This is a genomic window from Winogradskyella sp. (genome assembly GCF_965228925.1).
GTDB lineage: Bacteria > Bacteroidota > Bacteroidia > Flavobacteriales > Flavobacteriaceae > Winogradskyella.
Genome location: NZ_OZ245845.1, coordinates 4665903 through 4684669, shown reverse-complemented (window position 1 = coordinate 4684669; position 18767 = coordinate 4665903). Strand labels below are relative to the sequence as shown.

The 18767-nt window shown below is 42.3% G+C and carries 2 protein-coding genes; both read left to right on the top strand.

All coding sequences use genetic code 11. The annotated features are described in order from the left end of the window. The first annotated feature begins 317 nt into the window (after positions 1 to 317). Complete coding sequence (locus ACO052_RS19340) at positions 318 to 14621, top strand: BspA family leucine-rich repeat surface protein (RefSeq protein ID WP_422105445.1); 14304 nt, start codon at positions 318 to 320, stop codon at positions 14619 to 14621. 461 nt (positions 14622 to 15082) lie between these two features. Beyond that, positions 15083 to 18709 (top strand): BspA family leucine-rich repeat surface protein, encoded by a 3627-nt coding sequence (locus ACO052_RS19335; protein WP_422105444.1) that lies wholly within the window; start codon positions 15083 to 15085, stop codon positions 18707 to 18709. Positions 18710 to 18767: the final 58 nt, after the last annotated feature.

Genomic DNA, 18767 nt, shown 5'->3' with positions numbered 1-18767 from the left:
TAGACCAAACCTTTACGCCAACTTGTAGCCGTACCCTATAGGGTGCTTTCTTTACAGATGGGGTATTAGGTGGTACTATTCGAAGTGTATGAGTTACTGCAGAACTAAGGAGAAATCCATTAAGCAGCAGTACGCGAACGCTCATTACTTCACAAACACAGGACATACCTTTCAATACTTCTAATAATGATACTTAGCAGTATTTTGTCCTTGATGATAATCCGACCATAACAACTGGAACGGAATATGGTACTGTTTTTATAAATAATAAAACAGAATAAAGCCAAGCCAAATCCCAAACTATTCTTAACCTACTTATGATGAAAAAATCTTTCCTCTTTTTACGTGTAATTTCTGTTCTAGTTTTGTTATGCGCTTTTCAAACATTTGCGCAAACTTGCGAAACACCAGATAATATTAATCAGATGGCGTCAGATGCTAGCAGTGAAGCTGGTCAGCAGTATGTCTATTGTCAGACTTTTGTACCAGACTGTAATGGTGTTATAGACCAGATTACGGTATGGAATAAAAATTTTAGCTCTCAAGAAGCTGAGATTCTTATTACTCAAGGTGCTGATCCAACTACTTCTGATGTTCTAACTGCATTTACCTATACATTTGCACCGACCAGTGATCAACATCCTCGTCCATCAAACCAGACCACTATTGACCTTCCAAGTGCACTTGCTGTTACGGCAGGAGTAACTTATGCTTTTATGATATGGGTAGATCCTGGCGATCTTATAGCTTTTGATTTTTCAGGGGGAGATCCATATCCAAACGGGGAAATTTTCTGGGTGAATACGGGAACCACAACATGGGTGCAAGCTTCAACTAATGCAGGAGATATCGGTACCTACGATATGCGTTTTAATGTGAATTGGGAAGGTCAAAGTCCATATGTAACATGCCGAGAAAACAGATCCTTCGCAATAGGTGCCGATGGAACAGTGAACATAACGTTCGGTCAAGTAAGTGCTGGTAGTGGTCCTTCTGCAGGAGAGTCCCTAAACATACAGTCTGTAAATCCCTCTTTCTTTGATTGTGATGATGTAGGGCCACAAAGAGTAAGCTTACGCGTTCAAGATACTTCAGGCCAGGAGGCAGGCTGTACTACAACTATTTTTATTACTGATGGGCAAGATCCAGAACTCACCTGTCCGGATGACATTACAATAGATGTTGACCCTAATTTCCCAAATACCACCATTGTCAATTACGATATGCCAATTGTTGATGATTGTACTGTAGAAACACCAGATGGATTTACCTTTCTTATGGCTAGGGATGGCGTCAGTTACTTTCTTTCGGAAGAACCCATCTTGGCTTCTGAAGTCTTTGCCCATGCAGAAAATTTAGGAGGTCTTGTCGCCACCGTCTGGGATCAGGACCATAACGATGCGCTAAGAGCTGCTGCTGATTTTTATGGGCATACCGAGCCTTTCATGATAGGTTATTCTGACATGGCACAAGAAGGGACATTTGCCTGGCATGGGGCAGATTCGGGTTATGAGAACTGGATGTCATCAGAACCAAATAACACAGCTACTGCTATTAATGCGGATTATGTTACTATCCGTTCTGTTTCAGAGGCTTTAGGAAGGTGGCGTAATAGTTTCAATACGAACTCTTATCGTTATGTTCTGGAGTTATCTAGCCCAACAATAACGCAGACTGAAGGTCTGCCATCTGGAAGTGTATTTCCAGTGGGAGAAACGATCAATACATTCGAAACAGTAGATGCTTATGGTAATGTAGGAACCTGTTCTTTTGATGTTATAGTAAATGAAAGCAATGAAAGCCCTTTTGAAACTTTAGTAGAACTGAGCAATGGTAAATTAACGATTACAGATATTGAAAATGATTCCGATGATCAAATTAAAATATCTGTATCTAGCGATGGTACAACACTAAGCATCATTAATTTAGTTGTACCAACTGTCTCTGGAAGTGGTGTGGTAAAAACAGATGCAACTACGGTTACGGTTCCAATGTCTAATATTACAAATGGTATTGAATTTATTGGCGGAAACGGAAATAATAGTATCAATATAGATTCTGATATAAATATTAACGGAGATTTTGACATTAAAAATATAAAGACGTTTATACAAAATGGAACCCTTACAATTACGGGAGCTTTTAAAGTTTCTGAGAGTATAGAACTAGACCTTACAATTTATGAAGCGTTAACGGCTCAGAGTCTTGACGTCACAGGAATAAATTCTTTAAACGATCAATTTCCAGGATATCCAATAACTATAACAGGTACCACAAATATCCAAACAACTGAAAATGTCAACATAGGCCTGGGCGTTACGGCACCTCATACTTTTGGCGGATTAGTAACTATAAGCGCACTTGACTTTTTCCTTACATCTTCTCAATCTTTAGAGCTCGGGACTATGACCTCCACAGGAACTGATATTGCTGATACAAACTATTTACATTCGGCAGGAGAAATAAGCTTTACAGATACTGTGACAACTGCTGGTAATTCTAACCTCGTCATACGGGGGGAGTTTGTGCAACAGACGGCTAATGCGGTTATTACCACCAACGAACTTACCCTGGAAGGCAATACCTTAGGCGGCAGTGCGCATCTCTTAGATATCGCTCCTAATAATGTGAATAAATTGACCTCCAATACGACGAATCACTTAGTAGGAGGGTTTGCTTTTAAAGATGCAGATGCCGTTGAATTAGGAGCCATCGATACAGGCGCTATTTTTGCTACAGCTACTACATTTACCCTTACCGAGACCACTAATCTTACGATTGATTCCAATAGTGAATTATCTGGTGCCATCAACCAAACCGCGGTGGATAGCAACAACCCAGCACAAATTAACCATAATGGTGGCACGCTAATTTTAGACGCTGCAAGCTCGTATGCATTTACAGGAGCATTTAGGTATACGGCCGTTTCAGGGGCCACGACCCGGATCTCGAATGCACAGGTCCTTATCGATACACCAGATCATATACAAACCTTTGGAACGTTGCACTTTATCTTCGATCCATTTATAGTGGCTACAGGGTCTACGGTCAACTTCCTTAACAAGGGTAACTTTAGTGCTGCGGGAACTTCTTTAGAAGGTGCCGGAACCATTATCGGTGACGTTGACATTCGTAATGCCGCATCGCTAAACCCCGGTACCGATGGGGTTACTGGGACATTAACGATTAACGGAAATTTAGAATTGTTTACATCGTCTCCTGAAAGCTCATACTTTAGACCATTCATAGACACTGATGCGAGCTTTGATGCATTAGATGTCGTTGGAACCGTAAACTTAACTAATGTAGATTTTGAGCCTACTGGAAGTTTTAGTATCAACAACGCTAGTATTGGGGGCATTACATTGATCAATAATGATGGGGTAGACCCGATTGTAGGAACCTTCGATGGTTTAGCAGAGGGCGCTCGGGTCACACTACCTGGAACTACAGAAGAATTTATCATTAGTTATGTTGGTGGTGATGGAAATGACCTCACACTAACAAGAGAAAGTACTTTAGCACCAATAATTAGCTGTCCTTCAGATATCACCCTTGAGTGTGGAACAGCCCTTGCTGCCTTAGGTGTAAGTGCAGATACCCCAATTGCAATTCCGGATAACGACAATACAGGCATTGCCAGTATAGCTAACGTAACGGGCGTGAACCCTGGTTTTACCATTGTTGATATTAGCGTACAAACAGCCATTCGCCATACTTCGATAGGCGATTTGACCATGGAGATTACTGCGCCAGGGGGGGAAACTGTGCTTTTATTTGCACAATCACTTAGCGATGATTCTGAGTTAAACCCCAATTTCCCAATTACATTTACCGATTCTGGTTCAACACCTGCTAGCGATATAGGAAATACAATTGATAATTTAGAATCAGCATGTGAGGATGATAACTTATGTGAATATACAGCTATGGGAGGCGTTGATGCGTTTTCACAACTCATAAATGAAATAAATGCCAACGGAAACTCCTTTAATGGCGATTGGACCTTAAGCCTTCGTGATCACTCAGGTGAAAATCAAGGAAACCTGGTATCTTGGCAAATTAATATTATAGCCTCGAGCCCTAATGCAGATCCTACCGATCCTGTTGTCACAGGTACAGCTACTGCAACCGATACTCAGGGAACACCGACAATAACTTACAGTGATGTAGTAATCTTAGGAAACTGTGGTGTTACAGGAACTACTGAACGTACCTGGACGGCCACTGATGCCGACGGAAATGCAAGTACTTGCGTACAAACGATTACAGTTACCGATACACGTGCACCAGAGCTTAGCTCATGTCTAGAAGACATTGTATTTGAGATAGCTGAAGGTGAAACAGAAGCCATTATAACCTATGATCTTCCTGAAGCTACAGATTTATGTGGCGATGCTACGATTACGCAAACCGAAGGACTTGCTTCTGGGGCATCCTTCCCTGAAGGTGTTACTACCAATACATTTTCAATCACAGATGTTTGCGGAAATGAGACCATATGCAGTTTTACGATTACGGCGATAATACCGGAAACCGAAGTAAAACTCAATGCAGGTATTCTGGAAATTAATGATATTAAAGGCGGTACATCAGATGACGCCATAACACTATCCGACAATGGCACCACCTTGACCATCAGCAATCTGATTGCTCCAGTAACGGTTTCCGGAGGTCTGGTTTTGATAGACGATACCACAGTAACAGTAGATATCTTGTCATTTCCATCTGGGATTAAGATAAATACTGTGGGTGGAACCAACACAGTTACTGTTGATACTTCTACAGGAACTTCAGTACTTGATATTGAAGGTGATGATAGCGCAACGATTGCACTCAATGCTATTGATACGGGAAGCCTAACTATTGAAGGGTTTACTGAAATCACGGATATTGGGAGCACCATAACGGTGACAGGCAATACAACACTTATGGCTTCTGGAGAAATTGCAATAAACGACGGGGAAGGGAACCACGCATTTAATGGCCCTGTAACTATTGAAGCGAATAGAATAACCATTACGGCTGGAGCCAATATAACGTTTAATGGTGTTACTATAACAGCTACAGACGCGCTTCAAAACTTTCTAATAGCCTCTCCAGGTACTGTAACATTGGATGGTAATGTTAATATAACTGATACCAACACCAATTTTATTATAGAGAGTAACGATGGCATCTTTCAACAAAGCGGTATCATTAACAAAGGTTTTTTAATACTGAGAGGGGATGGTTCAGGTACCGCTACGTTAGACCAAGCCAATAGGGTTGGAACACTCGCTGTAGAGAATCCATTAGTGGCCACGGAAAGTGCATTTACCTACCTCTCCTTTACCAGTGCAATAGAAATATTTTTAGAAGAGATCATAGTCGATGAGTTTACATTAACAGCACCACGGTTCGATCTAACCCCCGATTTTACAATCATTACAAAAAATGGAATAGGCGTGAGTAACTTTAATGCCAATATGGATATCAATATTGGGACAGGAACTGCAGTTTTCAATCACAATGCAGGAACCATTAATTTTAATGGTCTTACCAATGATTTCAGTGGTAGAATAACCTATAACGGTGCTGCAGGAACCATTACGAATTTAAACAGCGACCTTGCATTTTTCCCAATGGATGGTCCAGGTATAGACTTCACCTTTGGCACTTTAAATGGTACTGGCTATGTTTATGCTGGGGATGTAACAATCAATATTTTAGATGCTGCCAATGTCTCAGGTTCCAATACCCTATTGAACGGGTTTCCATGGATACGAGGAGGAGTTTCGACCCTTTCAGGCGATGCAACGATCACTCCCGGAGGAGCGTCCTTTGGTTTAAATTATACTTTTGATGACCTGGTAATGAATACAGGAGCAACTTTTGCACCTCTAATCATAGGTGACGGAGCTGGTTCAGTATCTGATTTCGATACATTGACTGTAAACGGAACCATTACTTTAAACGATGCTAATTTAGTCCCAACAAGTCAATCATCGCCGCAATTAACCGAAGAGATTATAATTATATACAATAATGGACCGGATCCAGTGTCCGGTACATTCAATGGTCTTCCTGAAGGGGCTCCAATTTCATTTGGAGACTACGGAGGAATCATAAGCTATGTGGGAGGTGACGGGAATGATGTTACATTATTACCAGATACTATAGATCCTGTGGCGGTATGTCAAGACATTTCAATTGTAATTGATTTTGATGGTGTAACAATAACGGGTGACCAGTTAGATGGTGGTTCTACAGATAATGCAGGCATAGAGTCATTCCTAATCAATGGAGTAACAGAATTGAATTATACCTATGGGGATTTAGGTGACAGCGAAGTAACCATTACAGTTGTGGACTTTGGTGGAAATACCGCAACCTGCACTGCAACTATAACGCTTACTTCTAATGCGTTTGTAACAACATGGAAAACAGATAATTCCGGAAGTAGTGCCGACAATCAGATTACCATATTTACTGACAACAATGAAACCTACAATTATAATATAGCATGGGGAGATGGTACTTCAAACTTAAACGTCACTGGCAACATTACACACACATACAGCACGGCCGGAACCTATACCATAGGAATTACGGGTACATTTCCACGCTTTATGTCTAACGGTTCATTTTTTGGAGATGCCGAAAAACTCATTAGTATAGACCAATGGGGAACAAATACTTGGTCTTCTTTTGAAGAAGCCTTTGTGGAGTGCGAAAATATGGAGCTGATAGCTACAGATACTCCTAACTTGTCTAATGTGACCACCTTAAACAGAATGTTTGACAATTGCCAATCACTTACGGGCAATGCAAGCATTAACAGTTGGGATGTAAGTAACGTGCAGCATATGCAGTCAATGTTCGCTTCTGCATTCAATTTTAACCAACCTTTAAACAATTGGAATGTAGGCAATGTCACCAACATGGCTAGCATGTTCAATGCAGCAGAGTCTTTTAATCAGGATTTAAACAGTTGGAATACAAGCCAGGTACAATTCATGAATTTCATGTTCGTAGCCGCCTTGGATTTCAACGGTGCTATAGGAAATTGGAACGTATCTCAGGTGACTGAAATGCGTTCGATGTTTAGCTATGCAGAAGCTTTTAACCAGGATTTAAATAGCTGGAATGTCAGTCAGGTGCAGGAAATGAACTATATGTTCCTGGGAGCAACCAACTTCAATGGTAATATATCGAGTTGGAACCCAGTACAGGTAACGACCATGTATGCCATGTTCCAAAATGCTGTAAACTTCAATCAGGATATTTCAGGCTGGAACGTAGGGCAGGTGACCGACATGGAGTGGATGTTCAATGGTGCGACACTATTCAACCAACCTATTGGAAGATGGGACGTATCCAATGTTAGTGAGGCTAATGGAATGCTTGTCGGAACTGCTTTTTCAACAGAAAACTATGATGAACTACTCATAAACTGGAGCCAGTTGACCCTTCAGGATGATGTTTCTTTCGGTACTGATGCAGACTACTGTTTTGGTGAGAGTGCAAGGAATACATTAACAGATCCATCTGGATTCAATTGGAACATTACAGATGGCGGATTGAATTGCGATTCCTTCTTTATTACGAAGTGGAAAACCGATAATATAGGAAGTTCAGGAGATAATCAAATCAAAATCACGACGGTTTCAGGCGAGACTTACGATTATACTATATTCTGGGGCGACGGCACATTAGACTCTGGAGTAACAGGAGATATTACCCACACCTATACAACACCGGGGACTTATACAGTGGCTATTGCAGGAACTTTTCCAAGAATTACTACGGCCACACCAGGAACATTTGATGATACCTCCGACAGGCTCAAGCTTATTGAGGTGGTACAATGGGGAGCTAACCCATGGACGAGTATGGGATTGGCATTTACCGGATGCTCAAACTTAGATGTTACAGCGACAGATGTACCAGATTTATCAAATGCCACAAGTTTGTCAAATATGTTTGCAAACTGCAATACCTTGGTTGGGACATCCGCTTTTAATAACTGGGATGTAAGCACCATTACCAATATGCGAGCTGTGTTTCTTAGTGCAAGTATTTTCGATCAAGATATAAGCAATTGGAACGTTTCAGCTGTTGAATCTATGGATTTTATGTTCAAGTTTGCTGAGAATTTTAATCAGGATATTGGTTCATGGATCACCAACAATGTTACTGTGATGAGCAGTGCTTTTGAAGGGGCGACCAGTTTTAATCAAGATCTGAGCGATTGGGGTGTTGGCAATGTAATCTACATGAATTGGATGTTCGATGGGGCCTTCAGTTTTGACCAGGATTTAGGGAGCTGGGATATTTCCAGTTTAGCCGAGGCAGATGGCATGTTTAGCGATGCAGTTTTATCAACAGAAAACTATGACAACACCTTAATTGGTTGGGCGACGCTTGATGCGGGAGAAACACAAATTCCATCCGGTATCACCTTTAATGGAGGAAACAGTCACTATTGTTTGTCTCAAACACAGCGACAAGAATTAATAGATACCTATGGGTGGAGCATTACCGATGGCGGTTTAGATTGCGATACTACCGATTACTTTGTCATGACATGGCAAACCGATAACCCTGGCGATTCTAGCGACACGTCAATTACGATTCCTACATTTCTGGGAGAAACCTATAACTATCATGTCGATTGGTCCTATGACGGTGTTACCTTCAATGTCGAAGATGCCAACGTTACAGGAAGTATCACACACGATTATGGAACGCCAGGAACATATACCGTTGCCATTAGTGGAACCTTCCCAAGAATTTATTTCAGCTATGGTGGCGATCGTTTAAAGATTCAAGAAGTTACGCAATGGGGAAGTACGGCCTGGACCAGTATGGAGTTGGCATTTACAGGTTGCGAGCATTTGGATATTACCGCTACCGATCTTCCGGATCTGTCTCAGGTGACGAATGTCTATAATATGCTGGCATCTTGCGAAAGCTTAGTGGGCAATTCGAGCTTCAATGCCTGGGACGTCTCCAATGTAGAAACTATGGAAGGCATGTTTTTTGAAGCCACAAACTTTAATCAAGACATTAGTAACTGGAATGTAACGGCGGTTGAGAATATGGCGTATATGTTTTCTAGGGCAGGCCTCTTCAATCAAGATATTAACAGTTGGAATGTGGCTTCGGTCACGACGATGAGTTATATGTTCTTTGGAGCTGTTAATTTCAATCAACCTTTAAACAATTGGAATGTGGGGAATGTCACTTCCATGCGAGAGATGTTCACTGGCGCTACTAGTTTTAATCAAGATCTGAGCGGTTGGGATGTTGGCAATGTAAGCGACATGAGATCGATGTTTGATTCTGCCTTAAATTTCAATCAGGATCTCAGTAGTTGGGATGTTGGCAATGTAATCGACATGAGATGGATGTTCGATGGGGCCATTGGTTTTGACCAGGATTTAGGGAGTTGGGATATTTCCAGTTTAGCCATGGCAGATGGCATGTTTCTCAATGCAGGTTTCTCAACAGAAAACTATGACAACACCTTAAATGGTTGGGAGACCTTAGATGCTGGCGAAACGCAAATACCTTCAAGCATTGTCTTTAATGGAGGAAGCAGTCAGTATTGTTTTTCTGAAACACAGCGACAAGAATTAATAGATAGCTATGGATGGACCATCTCGGATGGAGGGAAATCTTCGATTTGTTTCGATTCCAATAGTTTTGTAACCGTTTGGGAAACCACTTCGGATAACGAAAGTATCACCATCCCAACAACGGGTTCAGGATACAGCTACAATATAAGTTGGGGAGATGGCACAATTGATACTGGTTTTACGGGTGATGCGATACACCAATATGCTACGGCAGGGACCTATACCGTGTCTATTGTTGGTGATTTCCCAAGAATCTATTTCAACAACAATGGAGGCAATCGTTTAAAGATTCGAGAAGTTACGCAATGGGGAAGTACGGCCTGGACCAGTATGGAGTCGGCATTTAGGGGTTGCGAGCATTTGGATATTACCGCTACCGATCTTCCGGATCTGTCTCAGGTGACGAATGTCAGAGGCATGCTGTCATCTTGTGTAAGCTTAGTGGGCAATTCGAGCTTCAATGCTTGGGACGTCTCCAATGTAGAAACCATGCAAGGAATGTTTGCATGGACTACTTTTAATCAACCTTTAAGCAATTGGAATGTTAGTAATGTCGTCTATATGGGGGATATGTTCTATGATGCTACTAGTTTCAATCAAGATCTGAGCGGTTGGGATGTTGGCAATGTAATCGACATGGGATGGATGTTCAGTGGCGCTACTAGTTTTAATCAACCTTTAAGCAATTGGAATGTTAGTAATGTCTTCTATATGGGGGATATGTTCTATGATGCTACTAGTTTCAATCAAGATCTGAGCGATTGGGATGTTGGCAATGTAATCGACATGATGTGGATGTTCTATGGCGCTACTAGTTTTAATCAAGATCTGAGCGATTGGAATGTTGGCAATGTAATCGACATGGGAAGGATGTTCTATGGCGCAACGGATTTTGACCAGGATTTAGGGAGTTGGGATATTTCCAGTTTAGCGGAGGCAGATGGCATGTTTGCTAATGCTGGACTATCAACAGGAAACTATGATAACACGTTAATTGGATGGGCGACGCTCGATGCAGGAGAGACACAGATTCCGTCAAATGTCAATTTTCATGGTGGTAACAGCCAATACTGTTTATCAGAACTTCAAAGGCAGGAACTTATGGATACGTACGGATGGACGATTACCGATGGAGGCTTTGGTTGCAATGAAATTGCATTTATAACGACTTGGGAAGTCACGAGCGGTGATCTAAGCATTACTATTCCGACAACAGGCAGCACCGGATACGATTATATCATAGATTGGGGCGATGGAACCATAGAAACAGGTGTCACAGGAGATACCACGCACAACTATACTGCAGAGGGCATGTATACCGTGTCGATTGTTGGCGATTTCCCAAGAATCTATTTCAACAATGGTGGCGATCGTTTAAAGATTCGAGAAGTTACGCAATGGGGAAGTACGGCCTGGACCAGCATGCAGAACGCATTTATGGGTTGCGGGCAAATGGATATTACCGCTACCGATCTTCCGGATCTGTCTCAGGTGACGAACGTCAATAACATGCTGGCATCTTGTGTAGGCTTAGTGGGCAATTCGAGCTTCAATGCTTGGGACGTCACCAATGTAGAAACTATGCAAGGAATGTTTGCAGGGACTGCTTTTAATCAACCTTTAAGCAATTGGAATGTTAGTAATGTCGTCAATATGGGGGAGATGTTCTATGGCGCTACTAGTTTCAATCAACCATTAAACAATTGGAATGTTGGCAATGTAATCGACATGGGATGGATGTTCGATGGCGCTACTAGTTTTAATCAAGATCTGAGCGGTTGGGATGTTGGCAATGTACTCTACATGAATTGGATGTTCTATGGCGCTACTAGTTTCAATCAACCATTAAACAATTGGAATGTTGGCAATGTAATCGACATGATGTGGATGTTCTATGGCGCTACTAGTTTTAATCAACCTCTGAGCGGTTGGAATGTTGGCAATGTAATCGACATGGGATGGATGTTCTATGGCGCAACGGATTTTGACCAGGATTTAGGGAGTTGGGATATTTCTAGTTTAACCGGGGCAAATGAAATGTTTTATAATGCTACGCTATCTACGGAGAATTATGATAGTACATTGATAGGTTGGGCAACGCTTGATGCGGGAGAAACACAAGTTCCATCCGGTATCACCTTTAATGGAGGAAACAGTCACTATTGTTTGTCTCAAACACAGCGACAAGAATTAATAGATACCCATGGGTGGAGCATTACCGATGGTGGTTTAGATTGTGATACTGGCGATTACTTTGTCATGACATGGCAAACCGATAACCCTGGCGATTCTAGCGACACGTCAATTACGATTCCTACATTTCTGGGAGAAACCTATAACTATTATGTCGATTGGTCCTATGACGGTGTTACCTTCAATGTCGAAGATGCGAACGTTACCGGGGATATCACACACGATTATGGAACGCCAGGAACGTATACCGTTGCCATTAGTGGGACCTTCCCAAGAATTTATTTTGATGATGGAGGCGATCACGATAAGATCTTAACCATTGAACAATGGGGAAGTATCCAATGGACATCTATGGAAGGGGCCTTTGATGATTGCGCCAATTTAAATATTACCAATCCAACCATCGATACGCCGGATCTTTCAAACGTGACAAGTTTGAAAGATATGTTCAGTGACTGTTTGTCCTTTAATGCCAATATAGAAAATTGGGATGTGAGTAATGTTGAGATTTTTGATGAAATGTTCTCTACCTGTATCGTATTCGATCAGCCCTTAAATGGCTGGGCCATGACAAGTGCGACCAGCTTATCCTACATGTTCTATGAAGCGGAATCATTTAACCAGCCACTAAACGGTTGGGTGACAACTAGTGTGACAAATATGGAAGGAGTATTTGCTTCGGCCTTGGCCTTTGATCAAGACCTCAACAATTGGGACACCTCGAATGTAACCTCTATGTATGAAATGTTTGATGCCGCCGAAGTGTTCAATGGCGATGTGTCGACCTGGATTGTCGGTAATGTTGAAGACATGGAAGCCTTATTTGATGGCGCCTATGTATTTAACCAAAATATTTCAGGTTGGGATGTGTCAAACGTAACGAATATGGAAGCTATGTTTTATGGAGCAGAAGCGTTTAATCAAGACATCTCGGGTTGGAATGTAAGCAAGGTCATCAATATGTCCAGTATGTTAAGGAACGCAGATGATTTCGATCAAAATTTGGGGGACTGGGATTTGACAAGTATTGTAGATACAGGAAATAATTCTGGATTAAGAGGTATGTTTGGTTCTGGGCCAGGAGGGATTCAAATGTCATTGGCCAATTATGATGCGACTTTGATCGGTTGGAATACCGATAGTAGTGGCCTTGATGGTGATGGTATTGATGACATTCCACAAAATATCAATTTCGGTGGAGGAAAGAATAAGTATTGCAACAGTGAAATTGAACGCCAGAATTTAATGGATACCCATGGTTGGGCAATAAGCGACAATGGTTATGATGGAAGTTGCTTGTTAAGTGCGGTAGTGTCCCCAATAGTGTATTTACAAGGCACGGCTATTAATCCAAATACTGGAGAGGAAAGCTTAATGCGCGACGATCTTAGAGTCCACGGACTTCTACAAACTACGTCACCTTATGGGGATGCGGCCATAGCAGAGGCCTCAGTGTTCGCAGTGGCGGGCAGCGAAGCTATCGTAGATTGGGTTTGGGTAGAACTCCGTGATGAAAGCGATAATGATGTCGTCATCGATGGCCAATCGGCGCTATTACAACGTGATGGTGACGTAGTAGCCACGGATGGTTTTTCATCCGTGACATTCCAACAACCCGAAGGCAGTTACTTTGTTGTCATTAATCACCGTAACCATGCAGGGATTATGAGCAGTACAGCAGTAAGCTTGAGCGGTATCCTCACCGAAGTTGATCTGTCCTCAGATCTTTCCATGGTCCAAGGGGGCAGCAATTCGGTAGTGCTGTTGGCCAATGGCAGGTATGGGATGTACTCGGGCGACTATGATGGTAACACCCAGATCCAGAACACGGATGCTATTGCTGTAATACAGTTTATAGGGACTTCAGGCTCGGGCTATGAGATCGCCGATATGGACCTTAATACCCAGATCCAGAATGCGGACGTGAACGCACTGATCAATCCCAACATCGGACGGGGGGAGCAGTTTGACAGGCCTAACGCCCCCACAGAGCAGTTATCGACCGATGTGACCTTGGCCTTTGCCAATGCACAGATCACCAATGATGGCGTTGATGACTACTACGAAGCCGATATTGTGATATCTAGCACAACAGACTTTTACGTGGGCTCTGGCCAGGTGTACCTGGACTATGCTACAGCGGCCTTTGGCGAGAATATATCCGCCAATGGGAACATAGAGTACAGCCAACCCGATGGGTCCATACTGGGCTATAGCTTTGGGGCCTTTTCACCAGCGTATAGGGATTTTATAGAGAACGACAATAGCGCTTCAAGGGTGTCACTGTCCTTTCAGCAAAACGTCGGCCTAACCGGACTGGAGACGGCACCGGAGCTACAGATCACTTCGACACCAAAGGTGTTGTTCCATATCAAGATCCGCTATACGGATGTTAGCGAAGAAGCAGGGATGTGTTTCTACAGCGATGGTATTTTTCAGGACCAGTTCTTTACGGCCTGTGGAGGTACCGCCACGGCCGACTGCACAACAACACCCGGCACACAGATCACCAACGACAGCTATGATTGTTCAGAGGCGGGCGTAGGTACCTTAAGCATCGCAAGTTTTGAGACCGATCAAATTCTATTGTACCCTAATCCAACTGGTAGTGATTTTAGAATCAAGGGGCTCAGTACAATAAGCCAAATACGCATTTACGATATCAACGGCCGATTGATATTAGAGGAGCAGCGAAGCGATGATAGGCCCATAGACATGAACGCTTATGATGATGGCGTATACCTTGTAAAGATTACCAGTGACAGCGCCACAGCAACTAAACGATTGATTAAAAAAGCAGAGTAATCCCTTTGCCTAAGTTAAGTAAGATTAAGTGGTATTGAAAAAGGGCTATTGGAATATATTAAAGGGGTAAGTATCCGATAGCCTTGACAACCGCTTTATCCTATTGATAAAGCGGTTTCTCATTTGTATAAAACGTGTTAAATAAGTAATACTACTTATATAATAGGTATTCTTAAGTATTTAATGGATTATACAGTAGTTATAGCTTTATGGGTAATCTTTTAATGCCCCTCTTTATGATAAAACCCCTTATGATGAAGCCTACTGCAATTTCTATTATCAGTATCTATGCTTTGTGTAGGTTCCGATCCTGGGCACAAACCGGTAAAACAATGACTTCTTTATTGCACCTATACTTAGGGCGCATTTTTTTTAACATCAGTCTTTAAATAATACCATTTAAAATTAAGATGGGGTGTAATCAAAACATATGCGGTAAAACACTTTTAAAATATATATATATGAAAAAAATTATAATATTAATTTTAGTACTGGGTTTTTCAGGTATTAATAGCCTGTATGCACAGCAGCAAAACTCGGTTGAATTCTCTGGAAATCCTTTTGTAATTACGGTAAAAACAAATAATAGCGGAGTCTCAGGGGACACCCAATTTGAAATCCCTACGTTCTCGGGAGAAGCCTATAATTATGAAATAGACTGGACCTATGACGGAGTTACCTTTAATGCTGAAAGTACAGGCGTTACAGGTGACGCTCTGCATGACTATGGCGTAGCAGGTACGTATACCATAGCGATACGAGGGACTTTCCCTAGAATTTATTTTAACAATAACGGTCAAAATTCGCACTTGCCTTTGCTTTATGGAGATTCTGACAAGTTAATGACCATTGAGCAATGGGGTGATATCCAATGGAGCTCTATGGAGCGTGCTTTTTATGGATGTGATAACTTCAATATTACCAATCCAGACATTGATACGCCTGATTTGTCTAATGCCACCTCCACGGCTTATGCTTTTGCTGAAACTGATTTAAATGGAGACATTTCAGCCTGGGATGTAAGTACGATAACAAATATGAGTAGTATGTTTTCTTTCGCTGATGATTTCAATCAAGATATTTCGCAGTGGGACGTATTTAATGTAACCAGTATGAAAGAAATGTTTGCTTACGCTGATGATTTCAATCAAGATATTTCGCAGTGGAACGTATCTAATGTAACCAATATGTCAAGTATGTTTGAAGGAGCTTACGTATTTAATCAAGATATTGGTAATTGGGACGTAGGTAACGTTATTGACATGGTGGCTATGTTTGCTTATATATCTGATTTTAATCAAGATCTATCCAATTGGGATGTTAGCTCTGTAGAATCTATGAAGTACATGTTTGAAGGAGCTATCAATTTTGATGGAGATATTTCCAATTGGAATACAGCCCAGGTAACGAACATGTCTAATATGTTTAATGGAGCCACAAACTTTAATCAGGATATTTCCGGTTGGAATGTAGCTCGGGTGACCGACATGGAATTTATGTTTAATGGAGCCGCAAACTTTAATCAGGATATTTCAGGTTGGAACGTCTCTAACGTAGAGAACTTTTATGACATGTTTCAAGGTAGTGCCTTTTCACAAGAAAATTATGATAATTTGCTAATTGGTTGGAGTCAACTCCCATCATTGTATGGCGGTGTCGGATTTGGAACCGATGCAGGATTCTGTCTCGGAGAAACAGCTAAGCAAAACATAATTACCAATTACAATTGGACCTTTACGGATGGTGGTATGGACTGTGATGACATTTTTATTACCCAATGGGAAACCACAGCACCAAATACCACGATAACCATACCGTTTTTAGGAGCGAGTAATCTCATTATCGATTGGGGGGATGGTACTATTGAGTCAGGCTTAGGTGATAATCCATCGCATAACTATATCAATGCTGGAGAATATATCGTAAGCGTATCTGGTAGAACAAATACAATTAACTTTAATAATGGTGGAGACCGATTGAACATTTTAGAGCTTATACAGTGGGGAAGTAATAGATGGACCACCATGGATTCAGCTTTTGCAGGTTGTGCAAATTTAGATGTCACAGCAACAGATACGCCTAATTTGTCAAATACAGATGCATTGAGTGAAATGTTTGCAGGTTGCACCTCACTGGTCGGGACATCGGCATTTGCTTCATGGATCACCAGTAATGTTACTGTGATGAGCGGCACTTTTGAGGGGGCGACCAGTTTTAACCAAGATATAGGAAGCTGGGATACTGGTCAGGTTACCGACTTAAGTAATATGTTTAATAATGCGACGAGCTTTGACCAAAGCCTTGGTGCTTGGGATATCAGTAATATAAATGAAGTCGGTCCTTTTTCGGGTATGCGTAGCATGTTTGAAAATGCTGGAATTTCAACAGAAAACTATGATAACACGTTAATAGGGTGGGCGACGCTTGATGCAGGAGAAACACAAGTTCCTTTAAACATTGTCTTTGATGGGGGAAATAGTCACTATTGCTTAGGAGAAACGGCAAGAAATACCTTAACAGATCCCTCAGGACTCAATTGGACGATTACCGATGGCGGTTTAAGCTGTCCTACCGATATTTTTGTGGCCCCAAAAGTGTATTTACAAGGGGCGGCTGTAAATCCAAATGCAGGCGAGGAGACTTTGATGCGCGATGATTTTCGTGTCGCTAACACAAGTGAAGTCATGATATCCCCATATGGGGATGCTGCTGCACCAGATGATCTACCCGCGTTTTTTAGTTATTCAGGTCCTGGTGCCTTCGTAGATTGGGTCTGGGTAGAACTGCGGGACAAGGATGACCCTTCAGTGGTCATAGCCGGGCAGTCTGGCATGTTGACGCGAAACGGTAATATTGTGGACCCTATGGACATAAGTTTAGCCGTACCGCTAAATTTCTATATACCGGCCGATGCCTATTATGTAGTGGTTAAGCACCGCAACCATGTGGGGATTATGAGCAGTACGGCAGTAAGCTTGAGCGGTACCGTGACCGAAGTTGATCTATCCTCAGATCCTTCCATGGTCGAAGGGGGCAGCAGTTCGGTAGTGCTGTTGGCCAATGGCAGTTACGGGATGTACACGGGCGACTATGATGCCAATGCGCAGATTCAGAACACGGATGCTTATGTGGTAGTACAACTCATTGGTGGTTCGGGCTATGAGGATGCCGATATGGATCTCAACACCCAAATCCAGAACACGGATGTAAATGTACTGATCAGTCCCAACATCGGACGGGGAGAGCAGTTTGGTAGGCCTAGTGTCCCCACAGAGCAGTTATCGACCGATGTGACCTTGGCCTTTGCCAATGCACAGATCACCAATGATGGCGTTGATGACTACTACGAAGCCGATATTGTGATATCGGGCACAACGGACTTTTACGTGGGCTCTGGCCAGGTATACCTGGACTACGCTACAGCGGCCTTTGGCGAGAATATATCCGCCAATGGGAGTATCGAGTACAGCCAACCCGATGGGTCCATACTGGGTTATAGCTTTGGGGCCTTTTCACCGGCCTACAGGGATTTTATAGAGAACGACAACATCACTTCAAGGGTGTCACTGTCCTTTCAGCAAAACGTTGGTATTACCGGACTGGAGACGGCACCGGAGCTACAGATCACTTCGACACCAAAGGTGTTGTTCCATATCAAGATCCGCTATACGGATGTTAGTGAAGATGCAGGGATGTGTTTCTACAGCGATGGTATTTTTCAGGACCAGTTCTTTACGGCCTGTGGAGGTACCGCTACGGCCGACTGTACGACAACGCCAGGTGTACAGATCACTGACGATAGCTATGATTGTTCAGAGGCGGGCGTGGATACTTTGGGTATGACAAGCCTTGAGGGTAATGAGATTTTCTTATACCCTAACCCGGTAGGCACGAGCTTTAGGATCAAGGGACTGGGCACGATGAGCCAAATACGGATTTACGACGTCAGCGGTAGGTTAATCGTCGAGGAGTTGCGTAATGATAAGAGCCCCATAGACATGAGTGCTTATGATGATGGCGTATACCTTGTAAAGATTACCAGTGGCAGCGCTACAGTAATTAAACGATTGATTAAAAAATCCGAGTAATCCCTTTGTTTAAGTTAGGTAAGATTAAGTGGTATTGAAAAAGGGCTATTGGAAGTAT

What these genes read in the sequence shown, in the direction of transcription:
- ACO052_RS19335 (WP_422105444.1), top strand. Translation starts at nt 15,083, where the DNA reads ATGAAAAAAATTATAATATTAATTTTAGTACTGGGTTTTTCAGGTATT.
- ACO052_RS19340 (WP_422105445.1), top strand. Translation starts at nt 318, where the DNA reads ATGATGAAAAAATCTTTCCTCTTTTTACGTGTAATTTCTGTTCTAGTT.